Raw genomic sequence first — 22,962 nt, 5'->3', positions numbered from 1 at the left:
CGGTTACACCAGGTGCAACGCCGTCAGCAGCATGTCGATCGCCTTGATGCCCACGAACGGCACCCCAAGCCCGCCCAGCCCGTAGATCAGCAGGTTGCGCCGCAGCAAGGCCGCCGCGCTCGCCGCCTGCACGCGCACACCGCGCAGCGCCAGCGGGATCAGCACCACGATGATCAGCGCGTTGAACACGATGGCCGAGAGAATCGCGCTTTGCGGGCTCTGCAAGTGCATCACGTTGAGCACGCCGAGTTGCGGGTAGATCGAAGCAAACAGCGCCGGCAAAATCGCAAAGTACTTGGCCACGTCGTTGGCGATGGAAAAGGTGGTCAGCGCACCGCGCGTCACCAGCAATTCCTTGCCGATCTGCACCACGTCCAGCAACTTGGTGGGGTCGCTGTCGAGGTCGACCATGTTGGCGGCTTCGCGAGCGGCCTGGGTGCCATCGTTCATCGCCATGCCGACGTCCGCCTGGGCCAGGGCCGGAGCATCGTTGGCGCCGTCGCCGCACATCGCCACCAGGCGACCGTCGTTCTGCTCATGACGAATACGGGCGAGTTTTTTCTCCGGCGTGGCTTCGGCCAGCACGTCGTCCACGCCGGCTTCGGCAGCAATCGCAGCAGCGGTCAGCGGGTTGTCGCCCGTCACCATCACGGTCCGAATGCCCAGTTTGCGCAACTCGGCGAAACGCTCGCGGATGCCGGGCTTGACCACGTCCTTCAGGTGAATCGCACCGAGCAACTTGCCATCGGCACACACCAGCAATGGCGTGCCACCGCTCTGGGCGATCTTGTCGATTTCCCGCGACAGTGCTGGTTGCAGGTCGCTGCGTTGTTGGCCGATAAACGCCAGCAGCGAATCCACGGCGCCTTTGCGGAACACACGGCCCTGATAATCGACGCCAGACAAGCGGGTTTCAGCACTGAACGGCACGGCCGTCAGCTCATCCGCAGTCGGCTCGGCTTGCGGGTGCAAGGCGCGCAGGTATTCGACGATGGATTTACCTTCCGCCGTGTCATCCGCCAGGGAGGCAAACAACGCGCCTTCGGCCACTTCCTTGCCGCTGACGCCAGGCGCCGCGACCACCGCCGTACAGCGACGGTTACCAAAGGTGATGGTGCCGGTCTTGTCCAGCAGCAGCACATGCACGTCCCCCGCCGCTTCCACGGCGCGGCCGGACTTGGCGATCACATTGAGGCGCACCAGGCGGTCCATACCGGCGATACCGATCGCCGACAATAAGCCGCCAATGGTCGTAGGAATCAGCGTCACCAGAAGTGCGACCAAGAACACCAACGGCAAGCTGCCATTGGCAAAGTGGGCGAACGGTTGCAGGGTCACCACCACCAGCAGGAAGATCAGGGTCAGGCCGATCAGCAGGATATCCAGCGCGACTTCGTTGGGGGTTTTCTGGCGTTTGGCGCCTTCCACCAGGGCGATCATGCGGTCCAGGGTCGACTCACCCGGGTTGGCGGTGATGCGGATCAGCAGCCAGTCCGATACCAGACGGGTGTTGCCGGTGACGGCCGAACGGTCGCCACCGGACTCGCGGATCACGGGGGCGGATTCGCCAGTGATCGCCGCTTCGTTAACCGCCGCGATGCCTTCAACGACTTCGCCGTCACCGGGGATCATTTCCCCAGCGGTAACGCGCACCGCATCACCTTTGCGCAGGCTGGTGGCCGGCACCACTTTGAAGCTGCCATCGGCCTCTTTGCGGTGTGCGCTCAGGCCTTCGCTGCCGGCCTTGAGGCTGTCGGCACGGGCTTTGCCGCGCCCTTCGGCCAAGGCTTCGGCAAAGTTGGCGAACAGCACGGTGAACCACAGCCACACAGCGATTTGCACGGCGACGTAGGTCGGCACCGTCGTGTCCGGCACAAAGCACAGCACGGTGGTAAGGATGGCGGTCAGCTCGACCACCAGCATCACTGGCGAGCGTTGCAGTTGGCGCGGGTCCAGCTTCACGAACGCCTGGACCAGCGCCGGGCGCCACAGGGCGGAAATCGCGGTTTTGGCGGGCTCTTGGGTTTGCACCGGAGCCGCGTTTTTTGCAGGCATATTCATTTTCATATCCCCTTCGCTCTTCATTTAGAAGCAGCCATGCTCAGATGTTCAGCAATAGGGCCCAGTGCCAGCGTCGGCAGGAAGGTCAAGCCGCCCACCAGCAAAATGGTCACGGTCAACAGGGTCACGAACAGCGGGCCATGGGTAGGGAAGCTGTTCTGACCAATCGGTGCGGCCTTCTTCATCGCCAGGCTGCCGGCCAGGGCCAGTACCGGAAGGATGTAGCCGAAGCGACCGATCAACATGCCCAGGCCCAGCATCAGGTTGTGGAACGGTGTGTTGGCGCTGAAGCCACCGAACGCCGAGCCGTTGTTGGCACTGGCCGAGGTGTAGGCGTAGAGCAACTGGCTGAAGCCGTGCGGACCTGGGTTGCTGATGGCACCGGCCGGGCCTGGCAGGCTCGCGGCGATGGCACCGAGCACGAGCACGCCAACCGGCATGACCAGCAGCGTCACCACCAGCAATTGCACTTCCTTGGCCTGCAGCTTCTTGCCGAGGTATTCCGGGGTGCGGCCGATCATCAGGCCGGCGAGGAACACCGCGATCAACACATTGAGCAACATGCTGTACATGCCGGCACCGACGCCGCCGAAGATCACTTCGCCGACCATCATGTTGACCAGCGCCACCATCCCGCTGAGGGGGCTGAGGCTGTCCTGCATGCCGTTGACCGAACCGTTGGACGCTGCGGTGGTGGTCACCGACCACAGCACCGTGCCGGTGGTGCCGAAGCGCGCCTCCTTACCTTCCAGCGGCGCGGTCTGCTCCACAGCCGGGTTGTTCAGGGTCGGGTTGGGCTGGTATTCGGACCACAACGAGGTCGCGCCACCGATCAGGAACAGCGCCAGCATGCAGCCGAGAATCGCACGGCTCTGACGCAGGTCTTTCACGTAGTGGCCGAAGGTGAACACCAGCGCCACCGGGATCAGGATGATCGATGCCACTTCGAACAGGTTGGCCCAGGCAGTCGGGTCTTCGAACGGGTGCGCCGAGTTGACACCAAAGAAGCCACCGCCGTTGGTACCCAACTGCTTGATCGCAATCTGGCTGGCCGCCGGGCCCAGGGGGATCACTTGATCCACGCCTTGCATCGTCACGGCATCGACGTAATGGGCGAAGGTTTGCGGAACGCCCTGCCACACCAGGAACAACGCCAGCACCAGGCACAACGGCAACAGGCCGTAGAGGGTGGCGCGGGTCATGTCGACCCAGAAGTTACCCAATGTCTGCGCCGATTTGCGACCGATCCCACGGCAAAGAGCAATCAGGACTGACAGGCCAGTGGCAGCACTGACGAAGTTCTGCACGGTCAGGCCGGCCATCTGGCTGAGGTAGCTTAAAGACGCCTCACCGCTGTAGGACTGCCAGTTGGTGTTGGTCATGAAACTGACCGCCGTGTTGAAGGCCTGCGTCCATTCCTGACCCGGCAATTTCTGCGGGTTCAGTGGGAGATAGTCCTGGAACAACAGGATCGTGAACAACAGCAAAAAGCTCGCTAGATTGAACGCGAGCAAGGCCAGTATGTATTTCTGCCAGCTTTGTTCCTGCTGCTCGTCCACGCCCGCCAGGCGATAACAGGCTTTCTCCACAGGCCCCAGAACCGGGCTCAGCCAGGTGCGCTGCCCTTCCATCACTTTGTAATAGAACCGCCCCAGGAACGGGGCCGGCACCAGCACCAAGGCAAAAAAGGCAATGATCAGCCAATAGTCATAACTGTGCATGGCCAGCTCCTAGTTCCGATCCGCGCGTAACAGCGCAACCAGCAGATAAATGAACAGCGCCACGGCCAATAGCAGTGACACCCCGTCCAGAACGCTCATGGAAGTCTCTCCGTTTAGCGGCGAGTGCCGCGTGTGGGTCAATTGTCGGCAGGAGTGGTGTAAAGGAACGAGAGCGAGGGTATGGGCGGGGCGTAAAGACGGCGTAAAGAGTGGGTTTATGCGGGGTTTACAGCGGGATTTGCCGTGGATGGGAGGGCCTCATCGCGGGCCAGTCGAATCGTCGCACCGCCGCTCCCACACTCGACCGCGTTTCAGCAGGAAATACGCGGCCCAATGTGGGAGCGGGCTTGCCCGCGAAGGCGCCAGCTCAGTCAATACAGCACTTATCTGGTGCAACGCAGGGCAAATTCAAACGCCAAACCGTTCCCATGGCGACAGTTGCACGGCTTTACGACAATGATTCTCAAGCTGGCATGCACGCTGCAACACCTTGAATCATTCCAAACCGTTCAGGGAGCAGCACAATGAACACACAACTCAAACCCACCTTGGGCACCCTGCACTTGTGGGGCATCGCCGTCGGCCTGGTGATTTCCGGCGAATACTTCGGCTGGAGCTATGGCTGGGGCGTCGCCGGGACCTTGGGCTTTTTGGTGACCTCGTTGATGGTCGCCGCCATGTATACCTGCTTCATCTTCAGTTTCACTGAGCTGACCACCGCGATTCCTCACGCGGGTGGGCCGTTTGCCTACAGCCGTCGTGCCTTTGGTGAGAAAGGCGGTTTGATCGCGGGGCTCGCGACCTTGATCGAGTTCGTCTTCGCGCCGCCTGCGATCGCCTTGGCCATCGGCGCATATCTGAACGTGCAATTCCCGGCGCTGGACCCGAAACACGCGGCCGTCGGCGCGTACATCGTGTTCATGGGCCTGAACATCCTTGGTGTGAAACTCGCCGCCACCTTCGAATTGGTGGTATGCGTACTCGCCGTCGCCGAGTTGCTGGTGTTTATGGGCGTCGTAGCGCCCGCCTTCAGCTTCAGCAACTTCGCCCTGAATGGCTGGGCCGGTTCCGACACCTTTGGCGCCCCGGCGATTGCCGGCATGTTTGCCGCGATTCCCTTTGCCATCTGGTTCTTCCTCGCCATCGAAGGCGCCGCCATGGCCGCCGAAGAAGCGAAAGATCCGAAGCGCACCATTCCAAAAGCCTACATCAGCGGCATCCTGACCCTGGTGATCCTGGCCATGGGCGTGATGTTCTTTGCCGGCGGTGTGGGCGACTGGCGCACCCTCTCCAATATCAACGACCCATTGCCACAAGCCATGAAAACCGTGGTCGGCGACAGCTCCGGCTGGTTGCACATGCTGGTGTGGATCGGCTTGTTTGGCCTGGTAGCGAGTTTTCACGGCATCATCCTGGGCTATTCGCGCCAGTTCTTCGCCCTGGCCCGCGCCGGATACCTGCCGTCTTTCCTCGCCAAACTGTCGCGTTTTCAGACACCGCACCGGGCAATCATCGCCGGCGGCGTGGTCGGCATCGCCGCGATCTACAGCGACGGCCTGATCAACCTGGGCGGCATGACACTGACCGCAGCGATGATCACCATGGCCGTATTCGGCGCCATCGTGATGTACATCATGAGCATGCTCAGCCTGTTCAAACTGCGTAAGACCGAACCGTTGCTGGAGCGCACCTTCCGCGCACCGGGTTATCCGATCGTGCCCGGCATTGCGTTGGTGCTGGCGGTGGTGTGCCTGGTGGCCATGGCGTGGTTTAACACGCTGATCGGGCTGATCTTCCTGGGCTTTATGGCCGTTGGGTTCGTTTACTTCCAGATGACCGCGCAAGACCGCGCGGATGCACCTGCGGATGCGATGTTGACCGGACTCTGAGGTTAACGAGGCGGAATAGGCCTACACTGAACTCCTGAGAAAGCCTGTTACTCAAAGCAGTTATCCCCGTGGGAAAATTCTCCCACGGTGATCTGCCTCAAGGAGAGCCTTATGCCGTGGTATGCGTGGTTGATTATGGTGGTCGCGATCGGGTCGATCGTCGGTGGGCTGATGATGCTGCGAGACAGCGCCAACAAGGTCGAACTCACCGACGAACAACGCAAACGCGTGGCCGAGCGTAACGCCCAAGCGGATGCGAAGGACGCGCAGGATCGCTGAGCCTTGGGTTACTCCCAAGCCGCCTTGGCAATCTGCAAACCGTGCTGCCCCTTGTAGGCAGCACGCTCCGGCTGGCTCCAGCCGTTCAGCAATTCATCTTCCAACTTGTAGATCTCAACCCCGAGCGGACGGCATACCGTCAGAGGGTCCTGCGCCTCCGGCCCCCACATCGGCAACGATAAATCCCCACCCGGGCACGTCGACAGCGCACACAGCAAATCAATCTCTGCAAAGAACTCCAGGTAATCGCCCTTCTGCGCCGGGCAAGCCTTCATGAAATACATGTCGTCATGATTCAGGCCCGTGCACTGAAAAATGTTCAGCACGTCATGCACGTCGAACTCCGTCAGACCGTGGGGTAAAACCGCGCGCGTCAGGTTCGAATGGCAATGGTGATGGAAGTCCTCGCCGGTGAGCATCCGATTCACATACGGATCGCAACGCGTGCCGAGCAAATCATGCAAGCGCCCGCCATGCTCATCGGTGCCGTAACTGGCCAGGCTGTCATCGGTGATCGTCACCAGCGGTCTTAAAAATGGCAGATTCGACCACAACCGGTCATGCGTGCTCACATGGGCACCCTGCAACTGACGCGTGCGCGCCGCCCACAGGCGTTCGCGAGGGTCGTTGGCGTTCCACACATTGAAGTCACCCACCTGTGGACCGACCGGCGTGGTCACACGAAACACATGCCCGGCCGGCACCTTCCACGCCCTGCCGGTTCGGATCGGTACCTCGAACTGCTCGATCAACGTACGTTGCTGTTTATGGTCACGGATGCGCTCGTAAAACGCCGTGTCGACCTGCAGCGCCGAACCTTTGCTGACCTGATAAGCGGCCGGATAATCTTTGTACATGGTGCGGATCCTCGATCAGGGGTGGTAAAACAAGGCCAACGGCACACGTTCCGAATTACCCAGGTAGAGGCTCATCGCCTCGCCTGCCGCCGGTTTATCCTGCTGGACCAGTAACGTGTAAATCTCACGATCGCGCTCCAACCATGGCGACTGGAAACGCTGCTCGTCAGGCGCGGCGCAAAACACCAGACGCAGTTGGGCGATGACCTGGGCAAAAAACTCATCGAACAACGGGCTGCGCATCAACCCAACGATCTGCTGGTGAAACACCAGGCTGTGGGTGGCGACCGCACGCCAGTCTTCGCGCTCGCGGGCCAGGGTGGTGGCGTCGATTGCGTTTTGCATGCGCTCCGATTGATCCTCTGTCAGAGGGCCGCTCTGGGCGATGGCCTGCAACTCCAGGGTGCGGCGGACTACAAACAAATCACGCACCTCGTCGCACTCCAGCCGCCGGACCATGACGCCCTTGTTGCGCACGTAGCGGGTCAGGCCTTCCTGGCCGAGACGGTGCAATGCTTCGCGGATGGTGTTGCGCGAGGCGTTGTAGGCTTTCACCAGTTCAGCTTCGATCAATGGCATGCCTGGTAACAGCCGCCCGCCGATGATGTCGGCGCGGAGTCCCAAGGCGATTTGGTCGGCTAAAGACAAGCTGGATGTCATGATTGCCTCACGATTGTTGAACAATCTCATGCGTAGAGGTAACCACTTTTCATGCCCACGTCCAAGACAGAGGACATACATCTAAATCGATACAACATGGTTAGAATGCCAACCTGTAACCGAGGCCTTTCTATGCGTTATTCATCCGACCACAAAGCCCAGCCCCACCAACGCATCATCAAGGAAGCCTCCGTGCGTTTTCGCCGCGACGGCATCGGCGCCACCGGCCTACAGCCGTTGATTAAAGCGCTGAACCTGACGCATGGTGGGTTTTACGCGCACTTCAAATCCATGTCCTCTGAACTCGGGCTTAGAGGCCAGCACAGCGCAACAACGGACGCAGTACTCGGCGCACGGCTCAAACAGATTGAAACGGCGTTGGGGAATGAACAGGATGATGCACAAAGCCTGGTGATGATGTCGACACTGGTGGGAGCGTTGGTGCTGGCCCGGAGCGTCGAGGACAAAGCACTGCGATGCGCATATGGGGTATCCGCTCCATGAACTCCACATTCCAAGCGGATAGCTGACGGCTGATGCTGTGCTCCCGATTTCCATCAGGAGCCCATCACCATGATGCGTCCCAATGCCAGCGTTGAAAAAGTGTACCTCTACCCGAAGCCTGTAGATTTTCGAAAGTCCATCGACGGCCTGGCTGCATTGGTCGAACTGGACATCAAAGTTGCGGTGTTCGACCCGGTGCTTTTCGTCTTTCTAAATCGCCACCGCAACCGCGTCAAAGTGTTGTACTGGGAGCGCAACGGCTTCTGCCTTTGGCTCAAGCGCCTGGAGTCTGAACGTTTCAAACTTTCCCCTGATGAGGTCGACGAGGTGATCGTGCTGACTGTCCAGGAATTGAACTGGTTACTGGATGGCTTTGATCTCTGGCGCAATCGTCCTCATAAGGTTTTAACGCCAAGATTCGTCGCCTGACGGGTATAATCCCCGGTATGAATTTGATACCCGAAGACCTTCCCGATGATCCTGTTTTGCTCAAGCAAATGTTGCTTGAAGCACTCAGTCGTCAGCAAGTAACGGCTGAGGCATACCAGACTCATATCGTCGATTTGAAAGAACAGATCAAACTGCTGCGCGACCGTTTGTTCGGTCGAAAATCCGAGCAGACCATCGAGCCCAACACGCCGCAACTGGCGTTGTTCAATGAGCCCGAAAGCGAGCCGATGCTTCCAGTCGGCGACGCTGACGAAGAAGCGGTTGCTTCGACGCCGCGTCGCGGCAAACGCAAGCCACTGCCGGCTGATCTGCCACGCGTCGAAGTGACCCACGAACTGCCCGAGCACGAACTGACCTGCGCTTGCGGCTGCCGCAAACACGTCATCGGTGAAGAAACCAGCGAACAGCTGGAGATCGTGCCGATGCAGATTCGCGTACTCAAACACATCCGCAAAGTTTACGGTTGCCGCGGTTGTGAAACCGCGCCGGTCACCGCAGACAAACCCGCTCAGATGATCGAAAAGAGCATGGCCAGCCCCAGCGTATTGGCCATGCTCTTAACCACCAAGTACGTCGATGGCCTGCCGTTGCATCGTTTCGAAACCGTGCTGAGTCGACACGGTGTGGATATTCCAAGGCAAACACTGGCGCGCTGGGTCATCCAGTGCAGCGAACACTTCCAGCCCTTGCTGAATTTAATGCGCGACCGATTACTGGAAAGTCCGGTCATCCACTGCGATGAAACAAGAGTCCAGGTACTGAAAGAGCCAGATCGAGACCCCACCAGCCAATCGTGGATGTGGGTGCAGGCCAGCGGGCCGCCGGATCGAAAAGTTGTGCTATTTGACTACACCACCAGCCGTGCGCAGGAAGTGCCTCTACGCCTGCTGGAAAGTTATCGCGGCTACGTGATGACCGACGATTATGCGGGTTACAACGCGTTGGCGTTGCAGCCCGGTGTTGAGCGATTGGCGTGCATGGCTCATGCGCGTCGTAAGTTTGTCGACGCGCAGAAAGTGCAGCCCAAGGGCAAAACCGGACGTGCCGATATCGCGCTGACAATGATCAATAAGCTGTACGGCATCGAGCGTGAACTCAAGGACGTCAGCGATGAACAGCGTTTTATCGGTCGTCAGGAGAAGAGCCTGCCGATCCTGGGGCAGTTGAAAAGCTGGCTGGATAAAACACAGTCCCAAGTGACGCCGCAAAGTGTGTTGGGTAAAGCCGTGAATTATTTGGCCAACAACTGGAGCCGTCTGGAGCGATACGTGGAGGCCGGTTTTTTACCGATCGACAACAACGCGGCGGAGCGCGCGATAAAGCCGTTTGTAATCGGGCGCAAGGCATGGCTGTTCAGCGACACGCCCAAGGGTGCCACCGCCAGTGCGCAGATCTACAGTTTGGTCGAGACCGCCAAGGTCAACGGCCAGGAGCCTTATACGTGGCTGCGCCACGTACTGGAAAGACTGCCGCAGGCACAATCGGTTGGGGACTACGAAGCCTTGCTGCCATGGAACTGCTCGCCAGAGATGCCACGGTAAACGACTGCCTCATCTGGAGGTCGGTGTAGTTCGTGGATCGCTTACCATATGGGACGTCGTGCGAGAAAACTTGAAAAACCAGATTTCAGAAGATGAAAAAGCCGGTCAATGACCGGCCTCCCCTTCTGACTTAGTTGATCACCAGCCTCTCGCGATTCTTCTCCAGCAACGCCTTACCGATCCCCTTCACTTCCAACAACTCATCCACCGCCGTGAACGGGCCATTGCCTTCGCGGTAGGCCACGATCGCCTTGGCTTTCGCTGCACCGATGCCAAAGAGGTCACGACGCAGGGTTTCGGCGTCGGCGGCGTTGAGGTTGACCTTGGCGGGCTGCTCGCCCTTGGACATCTGCGCGGTGATCGGGGTTGGGGCTTCGGGTTTGATGGACGGGGCTGCGGTGGTGGTGACGGAGAGAGTGGTGAGGAAGGCGAAGATGAGGGAGGTGAGGTAAGTGTTTTGCATTTTGAAGCTCCATGATATTGGTGAGGAAAGCAGCTGTTCCGAAGCTGCTTCCCAAACTTAGGTGATATCAGGTAACTGTCAAAAATGTGTCCATTACAGGATGTTAAATCTCACTGCCTGTGTTCATTACGTTTAAATCAATAACTGTACGCACGGTCAGTTTACGCCGTGCTGCGCTCCAACTCACCGGCGCGATATTTGACTGCCAAAAATACCAATGGAGCGTAAGCCACCGCCAATACCGTAGCGCCGTCCAAATCGTAGGAGATCAGACACAGCGCAGCAGGCAACAGCCAGAACACGTTGAATATTCCTACAGCCAAAGTGACAGGCAGATGCTTGCCAAATTGTCGCGATGCGAATTGGTAAGCATGGCTGCGGTGTGCTTCGTAAACTTTGTCGCCTCGTATCAGGCGACGTAACAACGTAAACGTAGCGTCTACAATGAATACTCCAAGGAGTATCAACAAAGCCCAAAACATCGTTGGTGAAACCCAGGCTGCCTGAATCGATAACACGCCGAGTGCAATGCCAAGAAATCCGCTCCCGGCATCGCCCATGAATATTCTGGCCGGCGGGAAATTCCAGAGTAGAAACCCTGCAGCGCAACAAGCCAGGGTCACTAAAGGCCAACCTTCGCCTGGGGTACCGTTGATCCAGTATAAGACGCAACCGCCCAAGCAGACTGTTATGGCCTCAACGCCGGCGATGCCATCAATACCGTCCATGAAGTTATAAAGGTTAAGCATCCAGACCAGATAAATGGTCGCGAACATGTAACCAAACCAGCTGACATCAACACTCAAGCCGAACACGCTTATAGTTGGCAACCCTCCAAGCCATACTACCGCCCATACGGCTGCAGTGAGGTGCGCCAACAATCTCCAGCGCGCAGCTATATGTCCGTGATCATCCAGAAACCCGACAATGGCGGTCAATGCGCCAGCTCCAATGAGCGCATAGAACAAGGGCGCAGCGATGAGACCACCTGCAAACAATGCAACCAAAGCCACCAGATAGCTCAGTACAATCGCAACGCCCCCACCCCGTGGTGTGGGGATGGAATGAGAGCTGCGACCATTGGGTACATCGAGCATTTTCCGCGACAACGCGTAGCGACGCAGGGCTGCCGTCAGAAAAAAGGAAAGTCCGAACAGCGCCGGAATCAGCCACCAATAGTTCATTATCCAAAAAACTCCAAAACCTAAAATTTTCTATTGGGACTTATAACTGCTTGGCCTGATGCACGGTCCAGAAAGCGACAGTTCAACTCTCTGCCTAGATCAAACGTCCTCAGCATTTTCCTGACGGCGTATATGAATCAGATCCACAATCTGGCACTCGGGAAAATACCCACTCACGGTATCGCCGAGCAACTGCCGGACTTGGACATAGTCATCCGCAGTGACAGCATCGAGAAGTGATGAAATTGCCAGTTTGAACTGCTCCCAAGGCAAATGTTCCTCGTCGGCGCGCATGATCATCGAGTGCTCGGTCGGAGATACGTTGTCACCGATCAGCAATTCTTCATAAAGTTTTTCACCACGACGCAACCCGGTGAACTCGATCGCTATGTCTCCGCTGGGCCTTTCGGGACTGCGCAACGAAAGGCCGGAAAGATGCACCATCTTCTCCGCCAAGTCCGCGATCTTTACCGGCTGCCCCATGTCGAGTACGAATACGTCACCACCCTGCCCCATGGAGCCCGCCTGGATGACCAACTGCGCCGCTTCCGGGATTGTCATGAAATAGCGCGTCATATTCGGATGAGTGACCGTAATCGGCCCACCACTCTTGATCTGTTCGCGGAATAACGGAATGACCGAGCCCGAAGAGCCCAGCACATTACCGAAACGGACCATGGTGAAACGGGTGTTGTTAATGCAGGGCTGTGTGAAATGCTCACCGAACAGCAGAGGCTCGGGCTCCCGACTCAGCGCCTGCAGCGTCATTTCTGCCAGTCGTTTGGTGCACCCCATGACGTTAGTCGGGCGCACAGCCTTATCGGTGGAGATCAGCACAAAGTGCTCCACTCCAGCTTGCACAGCAGCCTGAGCGGTGAGCAAAGTACCCAGGACATTATTCAACACGCCCTCAGCAACATTATGCTCGACGATAGGCACGTGTTTATAGGCGGCTGCGTGATAAACCGTATTGACCTTCCAAGTACGCATCACATCCAGCAGGCGCTCAGTGTTGCGAACCGAGCCCAGGATCGGCACCAGCTCCAGATTCAATCCTCTGTCTTGGATCAGCTTTTCCAACTCGATCTGGATGCTGTAAAGGTTGAACTCACTGTGCTCGAACAAGATCAACGCCGTCGGCCTACTGGTGAGGATCTGCCTGCACAATTCCGACCCAATGGAGCCACCCGCGCCTGTCACCAACACCACGTGATCGCGGATGCAGCGCTCAAACAAAGCCTGCTGTGCAGCAACCGGATCGCGGCCGAGCAGGTCGACGATATCGACTTCCTGAAGATCGCTGACACTGACGCGGCCGTTGGCCAAGTCCATGAACCCAGGGATCGTACGCACGTGTACTGGATAGCATTCAAGCGCAGCAAGAATCTCACGGCGCCGGGCGCGTGAAGCCGATGGGATGGCCAACAGAACTTCGGTTGCACCTGTCTCCTCAATCATCTGTTCGATATCAGAGAAGGGGTAAACCTTCAGCCCGGCTATTACCCGGCGCGCAATACTTTCATCGTCGTCGATAATCGCAGCCGGTCGCATTGACTTGTCCGACCGCAGTGCCGCGACCAACTGGTTACCTGCCGCGCCACCGCCATAGACAGCGACTTTGATAGCGTCGTCGTCCTGGCGTAAAAAAGGTACATGCTGGCCGGCAAGGAACCAATCACCGAGGAAATACTGGCGCATGAACAACCGTAGCCCGCCGATCATCAGCAAACTAAGCCACCAATAGTTGATGATCAACGAACGCGGGACCAGTACGTCCGGTCGATACAGGTAGACGTAGACCGTCAATACCAGAGACGACAACGCCACGGCTTTGAATATGCTGACCAACGCTTCGTTACCGAAGTAACGCATCACCGCGCGATACAGGCCAAACCGGATAAAAATAGGAACAGAGATGATCGGCGCAGCAATGAATAACCAGGCGTAATCGCCGAACGGGTTGATGGGTTGCTCAATACCCAACCTCACCACAAACGCGAGCCAAAGCGCGACCCACACCAAAATCACATCGACCATCAACTGCAAGAAACGCTTGTAGCTGCGCGGCAGATTCAATAAACGCTCACGCATTGCACGAGATCCCTTCGTTCGACTTTCGGACTGTCCACCTCCTTTCCCTTCCACGCTCAATGCTCCAGAAAGTCTTTTGCCGTTTTTTCCAGCGCCCCATCCACACTGATCGCGGGGGTCCACCCAAGCAGCACTTTAGTTTTATTGATGTCAACCTGAAGCGATCCGCACAGACGCTGGGAGATCGCTTTTTTGCCGAGCAACTGCGCGAATCCGCTCAACAGTCCCATCGGAAGTGGCAACAGGCGTGCTGGACGGCCCATGGCCCGCGCCATCATCCGCAGCAACTCCGTAGTCGACAGGTCTTCATCATCGCTTACCAGAAAAACCTGGTTCGCAGCGGCAGAATTATGCACGCACGTCATAACCAGATCGACGAGGTTGTCCACCGCCACAAGGCTTCGTTTGTTGGTAATCGCCCCCAAGGGCAACGGCACGCCACGGTTGAGCCAAGCCATCATGCTACGAAAATTGGCTTTCACCCCAGGACCGTAAACCAGCACGGGTCGAATAATCACGACGTCCATTCCGGTTTTAGCTGCTAGCAACAGCAACGCCTGCTCGGCTTCCCATTTGGAAATGCCATACGGGTCCAGCGGAGCCGGTACATCGTCCGCCGTGTAAGGGTGCCCTGGCTGCGTGCCCTCACCGTTGACCTTGATCGAGCTCAGGTAGATGAAGCGGCGCACACCAGCTTCCGCCGCTTGTTCCGCAAGGCGCAAAGTGCCTCGTACATTCACACGACGAAAGGCCTCCAGCGAATCGGCTTCGCGTTCGTCCATGACGTGTACGCGAGCGGCACAGTGGATGACAACCTCAACGTGCTCAAGCGGCCCGAGCCAATCGGTGTCCGGCTCAATCCCTGACACCTGAACGGCCTCAAGGTGAGCTGGCGACTGCTGCGGGACCTGGCGGTAAACCGAACGCACGCTGTAGTGCGGATCGCTCAGCAGCCTAGCTTGGACGGCGGATCCGACAAATCCGCTGGCGCCTGTCAAAAGAACACGTGTCATAGGACGCTCAAGCCTTCTTCCACACCGTACGATTGATGTAGTCGGTGTAGCTCAGGACCACACGCACGACCTGCAGCGAAACCGGCCCGCCTTGATAATCCGGTACCACAGGCACCCTGCGATGCTCGCGTGCGTGCTGGCTGGTAACGACTCGAACCGCATCCATTACCGATTCACGCTTGAGGCCGCTCATGATCAATGTGCCCTCGTCCATGCCCTCAGGGCGTTCATGGGCGTTGCGCAGGGTAACGGCAGGAAGGCTCAAGAGTGACGCCTCTTCGGTGATGGTGCCGCTGTCCGACAGCACACAGAACGCCGACATCTGCAGCTTGATGTAGTCCAACAGACCAAACGGTTTGACGAAACGGATCAACGGATGGTCAAGGGATTCACCCAAGGCTTCCAAACGCTTGCGCGTACGTGGGTGTGTCGAAACGATCACTGGAAAACCATAGTGGTCCGCCAACGAGCGGAGGGTATCCAGGAGATCACGCAGATTATCCGGCGTATCTACGTTCTCCTCCCGGTGAGCGCTGATGATGAAAAACTTGTCCTGTTCCAAGCCACTTCGCGCCAACACATCAGACTGCTCGATCTTGGGCATGTAGTAGTCAAGGACTTCCTGCATGTGAGAGCCCGTCTTGATAATCGTCTCCGGACGAATGCCCTCGGCGATCAAATAACGGCGAGCATGTTCAGTCAACACCATGTTGATATCGCTGAGGTGGTCGAGCACCTTACGGTTGAGTTCCTCAGGCACCCGCTGGTCGAAGCAACGGTTACCGGCCTCCATATGGAACACCGGTATCTTGCGGCGCTTGGCCGCAATCACAGCGAGACAGGTGTTTGTGTCGCCGTACAAGAGCAACGCATCTGGCTGTTCCAGCTCGAAGATTTCATCCGACTTGGCTATGACTTCGGCGATGGTTTTTGCGGCGGTATCACCCGCGGCGCCGAGAAAATGGTCCGGTTTGCGGATTTCCAGATCGTCGAAGAACACTTGGTTGAGTTCGTAATCGTAGTTCTGCCCGGAATGCACCAGGACATGATTGACCTGGCGATCGAGCTCGGCGATAACCCGGCTCATTTTGATCAACTCGGGACGTGTGCCGACGAGCGTCATGACCTTAAGCATCGAGTTGCTCCTTGATGTAATCGAGCTTGAGCAGCAGTTCCTTGATGCCAAGTACATCCAGGCGCTCGGTATTGTGCGAGGTGTAGTCGTAGAATTCGGATATACGTTCCTCGCCTTCAACAAAGTACTTGTTGTAGTTCAGGTCACGGTTGTCCGCCGGAATCCGGTAGTAACGCCCCATGTCCTCAGCCTTGGCCATTTCCTCGCGAGAAACCAGCGACTCATAAAGCTTCTCGCCATGGCGCGTACCGATCACCTTGACGTCGTTTGTCTTGCCGAACAGTTGCTTGAGAGCTTCGGCCAAGTCGCCAACTGTTGAAGCAGGGGCCTTCTGGACAAACAAATCGCCTTGCTGACCGTGTTCGAAAGCGTGCAAAACCAGATCGACCGAATCTTCCAGCGACATAAGGAAGCGGGTCATCTCGGGGTCGGTCACCGTCAGGGCGCCGCCCGTGCGAAGTTGGTCAACAAACAATGGAATAACCGAGCCGCGAGAAGCCATGACATTGCCATAACGTGTCGCGCAAATGACCGGACCACTGGCAGGGATCATGCGCGACTTCGCAACCATCAACTTCTCGGACATCGCCTTGGAAATGCCCATAGCGTTGATCGGATAGACCGCCTTGTCAGTGCTCAACACCACCACCCGCTGTACACCACTGGCGATGGCGGCATTCAGCACGTTCTCGGTGCCCAGCACATTGGTGCGTACCGCTTCCATTGGGTAAAACTCGCAGGACGGAACCTGCTTCAGGGCTGCAGCGTGAAAAATGTAGTCAACACCCACCATCGCCTGATCCAGGCTGTCGCGATCACGGACATCGCCGATGTAGAACTTGACCTTGTCATTGGCCAGGGCGATGCGCATGTCTTCCTGCTTCTTCTCATCACGACTGAAAATGCGAATCTCGCGCACAGCGGTATTGAGAAAACGCTTGAGGACCGTATGGCCGAAAGAACCGGTGCCGCCGGTGATCATCAATACCTTGTTGTCGAACATGTAAACCTTCCGAATTGGTTAGCGAGTGGCATGCATCAGCTCAATGAGCTGGGGCCAGGTTGGAGCTTGGTAGCCGGTTGCCTGGGTGAAGCGCTCACTGTTAAGCGAGCGATCAATCACTAATGCGGCGTCTGGACGGATCTCGATTGACTTGCCGTATTGGCTGGCAATGAGTGTCAGTAGATCGAGCTTGGCGATTGGTTCTGCGGACACATGATACAGGCCATTGAGCTCTGGGTGCGGCAGGACGAAGTCTTTCATCACGCGGGCCAGTTCGGCGGTGGGTAGACCAGAGAAGATAGCCTTGGAGAAGCCCCGGGTACTGCCCTCTTGTGAAAGGAACCAGTCAACCAATGAATGGTTGGAGTTTAACTCGTGCCCGATGATGGAGGTGCGCAGGGTAATTGCGTGAGGCAAATCGTGCAGTTCGCCGATGTACTTTGACTTACCGTAGAGGTCTTCGGCGTCTGAAACGTCGCTTTCCAGATAGCCACCCTTACGGCCTGAGAACACGCAGTCGGTACTGATATGGATGAGTCGGGCGCCACTCAGGGCACAAAGCCGGGCGAGCCTATGTGGCAGCATGGCGTTGATGGGCAAAGCGGTCAGTGGGTCTTTGGCATCTGCAAATTGCTTGATGAGTCCGACGCAGTTGATTACAACATCGGGACGCACCTCTGCCAGCACTGCGGTGAGTGCGTCCTGATCGAGCACATCCACGCCGCTGAGCAAATGCGGTTGGCGCTGCGGCGCAAAATACCTCAGCGCGGCGCTGCTCCTTACCGTGCCCCAAGTGTCGTGATGAGCATCCTCGGAAAATACTCGGAAAACAGCGTTGCCGAGCATGCCAGTTACGCCAAGAATCAAAATCTTCATATCTATCCTTTAACTTCGAGCTGTCTTAACGACGCCCGGATAAACCAGACAATCTGAGTCGCAAGCGATTCATAAGATGTTGTGCAAAAATTCGCTCATCCGCACCCATTATCAAAAAACTGAAGACCAGTGCCGGTAAGATCAAAATGAAATGCCACGAATAAAGCTCTCTATCGTCCCAGCAAAGCCAGGCTATTAGCGAGGCTATCAAAAAACCTGCCAGCCAATACAAAAGCTTGCGTTTCTTCAATACCAACCCATGGTGCAACCGCAAGCGTGATGCCAAGAATACAAGATAAAATACGTAGCTGACGAAGTATGCAAAGCCGACCCATTCGAGCCCATAGGGCAGAAGAAACAGGGAGACTGACATGAAAATCAAGCTCCAGAGGGCCTCGGCCATCGCAAAGCCTCTCATATCCGCGCGAGCTACCAATGCCGTCGAGATAACCCAGCCCAATACCCTGACAAAATCTCCGACAAGGACCCAGCGTAATACATCAAGCGAAGGGAGAAATTCACGACTGAACAGAATAGACACTATAAGTGGCTTCATCACCACTAGACAGCCTATAAGAGGCAGAGCTATTAACAGCGAAAAATGAAATGCCTTAGCCAATGCAAAATGTAAATCGCGCCCGTCGTTAACCTTACTTAGTTCAGGCAACAGATAGCTTTGTAACGAAGTCAAAAACAATGCCAGGTACATCGCACTGATACTCCAAGCCGCATCAAACTGCCCGGCGCCTTCCAGCCCATAATACCTTACTATATAACTTCGAACGATCAAGACACTACCGAGCGTTAGAAACAACGACAATAAGGATGGCAGCGCAACACGCAAAAAACGCACGATTGCGGCCCGGGTCGCTCCGGTAGGCGATACAGACTTCACATCTTTAAAGTAACCTATACGTCGAACATAAAAGAAAGCTGCGATCAATCCAAGTAATGGTCCGCCAGCCAGAAGCAAAACCATGACATTTGAATTGCCACGCGCATAAGCTAGCCCTACCGGCAATGCCACTAGCGCAGCCCCCAGACCGGTAAGCATAGTCACTATGCTCAGCGCCCCAAACTCCATTTCGGCTGTCAGCACGCCTCGAAAGAAAAAAAGTAGAGCCCCAAGAACAATCGGGATAATCAGCCATCGAATAGCTGAAGTGTGCTCACCTTCAAAAATCCAAGCAGCAATAAAATCCGCAAAAATAAAAACACCTATGGAAAGCAACAAACTAGCAACAAAAAAAACGTAGAAAGAGGAAATAAAAAATTGCCGTTTTGAAATCCCTTGATGACTGCTCAACCCCTGAACGACAGCGTTCTGGCCTCCAATGGAAGCAACCGACGAAAGCATTTGCTGCAAATGTCGCAATATAGAATAAAGTCCTACTCCTGCTGGCCCAGCTAACACTGCAAGCAACTTCACCGCGACAGCACCTAGCACCAGGCCAAAAAACTGCCCCACAGCGGTTTTTAACGTGGACACTGCCATACCTGGTTTCACTTATCACCACCAGATCTACCTGGAGCCTGCACATCAGCTCTATTGTCAAAAAGAAGAAAGGCCAAAACTACGTATATGAAGAGCCCACCACTGAGAAGTGTAGCCGTCAGCGAACTCACTGATGCCACGAAGAAGCATACGACACTCGAAACCATCAAAACTTGGCTTCCAGAAGAAAATATACAAGCGGCACAAAAGGTAAAAATCAGGCAATACACCAGCACTCCCGCCCACCCAAACGCAAGCTTTGCGTCTACAAAAAAAGCGGTATTGGACGCTCCTGCTCCTCCTGGAGACGGACCAAATTCATAAACATAAACCATCTTCTCCAACAACATTTTTGGCTCACCATAAAGAAGGTGAATAAAGCTGACGGAGCGTCCTAAGGTCAGTTCCTCATTCAAGACTTTGCGATGAAAACCTAGCCAATCGTAAGCGGTTATATAAGGGATCCATACGATTCTATTTAACAGAATGAATAGCTTACCAGATGCCTCACTTGCTTCAACTGGGACTTGTCCAAATCCAAACTGGTCTTGAATCATGTTCGGCAGAAAAAAACGCCCTGGCCGACCCATAGCCTCTTGAACTGGCATACCGGGAGGTATTGAAACCTGAAGGGAAAGTGCATCCTTGGCCCCAGCATTAATATTTTTCATTTGTGCATCCCCAACACCTCCCATCGCAAGAATAGCCATAATACCGATGCTGGCAATCATCAAAAAAATTACACCAACAGCGACTACCCACCGCCTTAAAATAAAAAAATAAAATATGCAAGGAAGAAATATAAAAACGGGCGCTGCCTTTTCCAGGGAGAGCATTGAAAAAGCGAGCAGTAAAATTAAAAGCACATACCGAAACCTTGAGCCATACACAAATGCCGCAACAAGAACCAATGGCATCACAGAGCGTCCCAGTATAAAAACCGCATATCTAACTAAACTCTCGTACCCTTCTAGGCCAGCCAAAAATTGACCGCGCGCCTGAGCAATATCCATCAAGGTCCCCCCCTTAAGCGCAACCATCAGGGGTACAGCATCGGCCAAATTAACAGCATAACCGAGACTCGCAACGTAGATACAAAATGCGATGAAAGACAGCCAATGCCAAAAAACTCTAGGGACATTAATTAGACTTGATATTTTTCGGCCCACAGATATAAATATTCGCGAGAACAACTTATAAGAACATATATATACAACCCCAAACAATAGAATCAAAAATATAAGCTCTACAGACTCTTTATCGTGAAAAAAAACCAGACCGAGCAATGAAGCCGGAAAATAGATCAGCCCAACTAAAAAAACAGGAAAATATTTAATTTCCATAGTAAAAGTAACTCAAAAAACACCTTCCCAATCAATATTATCGGCTCTGGATTACCTATGACAAAATGTGCACCAGATTGTTCACTTGGAACGACATATCAAAATTCGCTTCAAAATAATCTCGACCCGATCTCCCCATGGCGTCACGCTCGGCAACATCGAGTGCCTGCAAACGACGAATGTTCTCCACAAGAGGCACCGCCTCCTCGGCAGCTGAAGTCAAGCCCGCCCCCGCTTCTGCTACGACCCGGGCGCCCTCACCATTAATGCTGGCAAGAATCGGTCGACCTGCGGCCAGATATGCCTGGATCTTACTCGGAACTGTTTGTGCGAAAGTCTCGTTATCATTAAGCGAAACAAGCAATGCAGATGACTTTTCAAATATCTTTGGCATCGCTTGTGGCGCAAATCTTCCGGCAAGGATCAAGTTATTCAAGCCTAATGCTTGCTGCTGGGATCGAAGCCACTCCAAGCGACTTCCGCTCCCTACTAGTACCAACCGCACTAGCAGGTCATTCCGCAAATGCACGGCAACCTCTATCAAGGTATCTAGTGCCTGTGCGGTCCCCAGATTGCCGGCAAAAACAACACAAAAATGCTGTTCCAGCAACTCACTCAATTCAGCGGGAATGGGCGCCGCCTCCGCCAACGGATTTGCATCTATCGAGTTAGGGTAATAAATGATTTTCTTGGAATCCGCATAGCGCGACACCGGTTCAAAAAAGGCACGCGACTGCACCAATAAGAGATCGCAACGACGATAGATGACCTTGACCAACCACCCCACGGCTTTGAGTGCGCGAGGATTATTGATAAACCCGGTCGCCTTGAGGCTTTCCGGCCACAGATCCTGTACCCACAAGGCAAGCCTTGCCCTCTTCAGCCACTTCAGCGGAATGGCAGGAATAGCCTGCAAGACCGGTGAAGGGGCAAATACCAGAATCGCATCAAACTCTCGTTTGCGCAGCATCCAAGGCAGAAACAAAAGACCGGCCAAAACAAACGAAAGATAGTTGAGTATCAAGTTCTTCGCCCCGCCCGCTCCTCGCGGCCAGAGCGGTACGCGTAGCACATCAATTTTTCCAAGATAAAGCTCGTGTTGCGTCCCCTTGGCACAATAGCCATCGTAAATTTTACCGTCCGGATAGTTTGGCTTTCCGGTAGCCACGACGACCTCATGACCCTGCTCATCGAGGGTTCGCACAATATCGTTGATAATGAAACTTTCGGGCCAAAAATATTGGGACAGAACTAGGATCTTCATAGGGAAACTCAATCAATAATCCTGGCAACATTATCGGCAATGGCCAAGCTGGCAGTCAGACCGGGGGATTCTATCCCATAAAGGTTAACAAGTCCGGGCAGGCCGTGGGTCTGTGAACCCTGTATAAGAAAATCTTCAGCCGGCTGTCCAGGCCCTGAAATTTTGGGTCGGATGCCGCAGTAACCCGGCGTCAGGCGTTGCGGATCAATACCAGGGAAGTAGCGCTCGATTGCCACTGCAAACTCGCCTCTTAGGCACTCTTCAACTTGATAATCGACGATATCAGTCCAGGCTACATCCGGCCCGAATCGCACCTGCCCGCCCATATCAATGGTGGCATGTACGCCAAGACCAGCCGTATTCACTTCTGGCATAGGATATATCAGACGTGTAAATGGTGAATTCCCGCTGTAGGAAAAATACCGCCCCCGGCACCATTGAGTCTTCGGCACATGATGCGCCTCAAGGCCGTCGATGCATGAAGCGATCTGACTGGAAAAAAGCCCCGCCGCGTTTATTACTCGTTGCACGTCCACAGAGAAAAGTTCGCCGCAGCTCTCACCTTCCACTAACCAATCCTTACCATCGTACTGCAGCCGCTCGACCCGGGTTTCCAGCGCAAGATCGGCACCATGTCGCTGCGCATCACCGAGCAGTGACAGCAAATAGGCGTGACTATCAATAATGCCAGTATCCATCGATAACAGAGCCGCAACACCGGAGACAGCGGGCTCCATCTGACGGAGTTGCGCCGCACCCACCTCCTGTAATGAATCAACACCTGACTGCTGCGCATTCTTCTGAAGGGTATCAAGCGCAGCGATTTCAGCGGAGCTTACCGCGACGAGCAACTTGCCGATCCGCCGATGCTCGACATGATGGTCTGCGCACCAGCGATACAACAAATCGCGTCCTTCCACGCACAGACGCGCCTTCAATGAACCAGGGGGGTAGTAGATGCCCGCGTGAATGACTTCCGAACTGCGGCTGGAAGTATGCGGGCCAATCCAACGTTCTTCTTCGACCACCAACACGCGCTGTCCTGAACGTGCCAGGCGCGAAGCGCAGGCCAATCCAATGACTCCGGCGCCGATGATGAGACAATCATATGAACTCATATTATGAGTGCCTTG

Annotated in this window: 21 protein-coding genes; 5 read left to right on the top strand and 16 right to left on the bottom strand. The window is 55.6% G+C overall.

Going from position 1 to position 22,962, the window contains the following annotated elements; all coding sequences use genetic code 11:
- Window positions 1-3: 3 nt before the first annotated feature.
- From kdpB to kdpF, 3 genes are read right to left on the bottom strand one after another with little or no spacing between them, the layout of a single operon-like run.
- The gene (gene kdpB / locus AACY52_RS04260; protein ID WP_339560300.1) at window positions 4-2,061 is read right to left on the bottom strand and encodes a potassium-transporting ATPase subunit KdpB; all 2,058 of its coding nucleotides are present in this window, start codon (window positions 2,059-2,061) and stop codon (window positions 4-6) included.
- A 20-nt stretch (window positions 2,062-2,081) separates the two neighbouring features.
- Window positions 2,082-3,782, bottom strand: coding sequence for a potassium-transporting ATPase subunit KdpA (gene kdpA / locus AACY52_RS04255; protein WP_339560299.1), 1,701 nt, complete (start codon window positions 3,780-3,782; stop codon window positions 2,082-2,084).
- A 9-nt stretch (window positions 3,783-3,791) separates the two neighbouring features.
- Complete coding sequence (kdpF, locus tag AACY52_RS04250; RefSeq protein WP_003218754.1) at window positions 3,792-3,881, bottom strand: K(+)-transporting ATPase subunit F; 90 nt, start codon at window positions 3,879-3,881, stop codon at window positions 3,792-3,794.
- A gap of 425 nt (window positions 3,882-4,306) precedes the next feature.
- Between kdpF and eat the strand changes: the two genes are divergently transcribed.
- Window positions 4,307-5,671 (top strand): ethanolamine permease, encoded by a 1,365-nt coding sequence (eat, locus tag AACY52_RS04245; protein WP_049709334.1) that lies wholly within the window; start codon window positions 4,307-4,309, stop codon window positions 5,669-5,671.
- Between the two features lie 111 nt (window positions 5,672-5,782).
- Entirely contained in the window at window positions 5,783-5,950 is a 168-nt protein-coding gene (locus AACY52_RS04240) for a DUF2897 family protein (RefSeq protein WP_003172675.1), read from the top strand.
- Between the two features lie 8 nt (window positions 5,951-5,958).
- Here the strand turns inward: AACY52_RS04240 and AACY52_RS04235 are convergent, their stop codons facing one another.
- The gene (locus tag AACY52_RS04235; RefSeq protein ID WP_339414802.1) at window positions 5,959-6,807 is read right to left on the bottom strand and encodes a DUF1989 domain-containing protein; all 849 of its coding nucleotides are present in this window, start codon (window positions 6,805-6,807) and stop codon (window positions 5,959-5,961) included.
- Window positions 6,808-6,822: 15 nt separating this feature from the next.
- Window positions 6,823-7,467, bottom strand: coding sequence for a GntR family transcriptional regulator (locus AACY52_RS04230; RefSeq protein ID WP_339560298.1), 645 nt, complete (start codon window positions 7,465-7,467; stop codon window positions 6,823-6,825).
- A gap of 132 nt (window positions 7,468-7,599) precedes the next feature.
- Between AACY52_RS04230 and AACY52_RS04225 the strand changes: the two genes are divergently transcribed.
- From AACY52_RS04225 to AACY52_RS04215, 3 genes are all read left to right on the top strand, one after another.
- Complete coding sequence (locus AACY52_RS04225; RefSeq protein ID WP_339560297.1) at window positions 7,600-7,971, top strand: TetR/AcrR family transcriptional regulator; 372 nt, start codon at window positions 7,600-7,602, stop codon at window positions 7,969-7,971.
- Window positions 7,972-8,040: 69 nt separating this feature from the next.
- Window positions 8,041-8,400, top strand: a complete 360-nt coding sequence (gene tnpB / locus AACY52_RS04220; RefSeq protein ID WP_339560296.1) for an IS66 family insertion sequence element accessory protein TnpB — start codon at window positions 8,041-8,043, stop codon at window positions 8,398-8,400.
- A 17-nt stretch (window positions 8,401-8,417) separates the two neighbouring features.
- Window positions 8,418-9,962 (top strand): IS66 family transposase, encoded by a 1,545-nt coding sequence (locus AACY52_RS04215; protein ID WP_339560295.1) that lies wholly within the window; start codon window positions 8,418-8,420, stop codon window positions 9,960-9,962.
- A 130-nt stretch (window positions 9,963-10,092) separates the two neighbouring features.
- On the opposite strand, the gene AACY52_RS04210 is transcribed toward AACY52_RS04215, so the two are convergent.
- From AACY52_RS04210 to AACY52_RS04160, 11 genes are all read right to left on the bottom strand, one after another.
- On the bottom strand, window positions 10,093-10,425 hold the full coding sequence (locus tag AACY52_RS04210; RefSeq protein WP_339560294.1) for a ComEA family DNA-binding protein: 333 nt from the start codon (window positions 10,423-10,425) through the stop codon (window positions 10,093-10,095).
- A gap of 161 nt (window positions 10,426-10,586) precedes the next feature.
- Window positions 10,587-11,609 carry a glycosyltransferase family 4 protein gene (locus AACY52_RS04205; protein ID WP_339560293.1) on the bottom strand — a complete coding sequence of 341 codons (1,023 nt, stop codon included), beginning with the start codon at window positions 11,607-11,609 and terminating at the stop codon, window positions 10,587-10,589.
- 99 nt (window positions 11,610-11,708) lie between these two features.
- A complete protein-coding gene (locus tag AACY52_RS04200) occupies window positions 11,709-13,700 on the bottom strand; it encodes a nucleoside-diphosphate sugar epimerase/dehydratase (RefSeq protein WP_339560332.1) in 1,992 nt (663 codons plus the stop codon).
- Window positions 13,701-13,756: 56 nt separating this feature from the next.
- A complete protein-coding gene (locus AACY52_RS04195) occupies window positions 13,757-14,713 on the bottom strand; it encodes an SDR family oxidoreductase (protein ID WP_339560292.1) in 957 nt (318 codons plus the stop codon).
- Window positions 14,714-14,720: 7 nt separating this feature from the next.
- Window positions 14,721-15,848: a non-hydrolyzing UDP-N-acetylglucosamine 2-epimerase gene (wecB, locus tag AACY52_RS04190; protein ID WP_220074466.1), complete on the bottom strand. Its 1,128-nt coding sequence runs from the start codon at window positions 15,846-15,848 to the stop codon at window positions 14,721-14,723.
- Window positions 15,841-16,851, bottom strand: a complete 1,011-nt coding sequence (locus AACY52_RS04185) for a polysaccharide biosynthesis protein (protein WP_339560291.1) — start codon at window positions 16,849-16,851, stop codon at window positions 15,841-15,843. The genes wecB and AACY52_RS04185 overlap by 8 nt, the downstream gene beginning before the upstream one ends.
- 18 nt (window positions 16,852-16,869) lie before the next feature.
- On the bottom strand, window positions 16,870-17,727 hold the full coding sequence (locus AACY52_RS04180) for an SDR family oxidoreductase (protein ID WP_339560290.1): 858 nt from the start codon (window positions 17,725-17,727) through the stop codon (window positions 16,870-16,872).
- 25 nt (window positions 17,728-17,752) lie between these two features.
- A complete protein-coding gene (locus tag AACY52_RS04175) occupies window positions 17,753-19,222 on the bottom strand; it encodes an oligosaccharide flippase family protein (RefSeq protein WP_339560289.1) in 1,470 nt (489 codons plus the stop codon).
- Window positions 19,223-19,230: 8 nt separating this feature from the next.
- On the bottom strand, window positions 19,231-20,565 hold the full coding sequence (locus AACY52_RS04170) for a hypothetical protein (RefSeq protein ID WP_339560288.1): 1,335 nt from the start codon (window positions 20,563-20,565) through the stop codon (window positions 19,231-19,233).
- A gap of 55 nt (window positions 20,566-20,620) precedes the next feature.
- Window positions 20,621-21,829: a glycosyltransferase family 4 protein gene (locus tag AACY52_RS04165; protein ID WP_339560287.1), complete on the bottom strand. Its 1,209-nt coding sequence runs from the start codon at window positions 21,827-21,829 to the stop codon at window positions 20,621-20,623.
- An 8-nt stretch (window positions 21,830-21,837) separates the two neighbouring features.
- Window positions 21,838-22,947: an NAD(P)/FAD-dependent oxidoreductase gene (locus AACY52_RS04160; protein WP_339560286.1), complete on the bottom strand. Its 1,110-nt coding sequence runs from the start codon at window positions 22,945-22,947 to the stop codon at window positions 21,838-21,840.
- Window positions 22,948-22,962: the final 15 nt, after the last annotated feature.

It is taken from the genome of Pseudomonas sp. EA_65y_Pfl1_P113 (assembly GCF_963970525.1).
Taxonomy (GTDB): domain Bacteria; phylum Pseudomonadota; class Gammaproteobacteria; order Pseudomonadales; family Pseudomonadaceae; genus Aquipseudomonas; species Aquipseudomonas tritici.
This window is presented reverse-complemented; position numbering and strand designations above follow the sequence as displayed.

What these genes read in the sequence shown, in the direction of transcription:
- kdpB (WP_339560300.1), bottom strand. Translation starts at nt 2,061, where the DNA reads ATGAATATGCCTGCAAAAAACGCGGCTCCGGTGCAAACCCAAGAGCCC.
- kdpA (WP_339560299.1), bottom strand. Translation starts at nt 3,782, where the DNA reads ATGCACAGTTATGACTATTGGCTGATCATTGCCTTTTTTGCCTTGGTG.
- kdpF (WP_003218754.1), bottom strand. Translation starts at nt 3,881, where the DNA reads ATGAGCGTTCTGGACGGGGTGTCACTGCTATTGGCCGTGGCGCTGTTC.
- eat (WP_049709334.1), top strand. Translation starts at nt 4,307, where the DNA reads ATGAACACACAACTCAAACCCACCTTGGGCACCCTGCACTTGTGGGGC.
- AACY52_RS04240 (WP_003172675.1), top strand. Translation starts at nt 5,783, where the DNA reads ATGCCGTGGTATGCGTGGTTGATTATGGTGGTCGCGATCGGGTCGATC.
- AACY52_RS04235 (WP_339414802.1), bottom strand. Translation starts at nt 6,807, where the DNA reads ATGTACAAAGATTATCCGGCCGCTTATCAGGTCAGCAAAGGTTCGGCG.
- AACY52_RS04230 (WP_339560298.1), bottom strand. Translation starts at nt 7,467, where the DNA reads ATGACATCCAGCTTGTCTTTAGCCGACCAAATCGCCTTGGGACTCCGC.
- AACY52_RS04225 (WP_339560297.1), top strand. Translation starts at nt 7,600, where the DNA reads ATGCGTTATTCATCCGACCACAAAGCCCAGCCCCACCAACGCATCATC.
- tnpB (WP_339560296.1), top strand. Translation starts at nt 8,041, where the DNA reads ATGATGCGTCCCAATGCCAGCGTTGAAAAAGTGTACCTCTACCCGAAG.
- AACY52_RS04215 (WP_339560295.1), top strand. Translation starts at nt 8,418, where the DNA reads ATGAATTTGATACCCGAAGACCTTCCCGATGATCCTGTTTTGCTCAAG.
- AACY52_RS04210 (WP_339560294.1), bottom strand. Translation starts at nt 10,425, where the DNA reads ATGCAAAACACTTACCTCACCTCCCTCATCTTCGCCTTCCTCACCACT.
- AACY52_RS04205 (WP_339560293.1), bottom strand. Translation starts at nt 11,609, where the DNA reads ATGAACTATTGGTGGCTGATTCCGGCGCTGTTCGGACTTTCCTTTTTT.
- AACY52_RS04200 (WP_339560332.1), bottom strand. Translation starts at nt 13,700, where the DNA reads ATGCGTGAGCGTTTATTGAATCTGCCGCGCAGCTACAAGCGTTTCTTG.
- AACY52_RS04195 (WP_339560292.1), bottom strand. Translation starts at nt 14,713, where the DNA reads ATGACACGTGTTCTTTTGACAGGCGCCAGCGGATTTGTCGGATCCGCC.
- wecB (WP_220074466.1), bottom strand. Translation starts at nt 15,848, where the DNA reads ATGCTTAAGGTCATGACGCTCGTCGGCACACGTCCCGAGTTGATCAAA.
- AACY52_RS04185 (WP_339560291.1), bottom strand. Translation starts at nt 16,851, where the DNA reads ATGTTCGACAACAAGGTATTGATGATCACCGGCGGCACCGGTTCTTTC.
- AACY52_RS04180 (WP_339560290.1), bottom strand. Translation starts at nt 17,727, where the DNA reads ATGAAGATTTTGATTCTTGGCGTAACTGGCATGCTCGGCAACGCTGTT.
- AACY52_RS04175 (WP_339560289.1), bottom strand. Translation starts at nt 19,222, where the DNA reads ATGGCAGTGTCCACGTTAAAAACCGCTGTGGGGCAGTTTTTTGGCCTG.
- AACY52_RS04170 (WP_339560288.1), bottom strand. Translation starts at nt 20,565, where the DNA reads ATGGAAATTAAATATTTTCCTGTTTTTTTAGTTGGGCTGATCTATTTT.
- AACY52_RS04165 (WP_339560287.1), bottom strand. Translation starts at nt 21,829, where the DNA reads ATGAAGATCCTAGTTCTGTCCCAATATTTTTGGCCCGAAAGTTTCATT.
- AACY52_RS04160 (WP_339560286.1), bottom strand. Translation starts at nt 22,947, where the DNA reads ATGAGTTCATATGATTGTCTCATCATCGGCGCCGGAGTCATTGGATTG.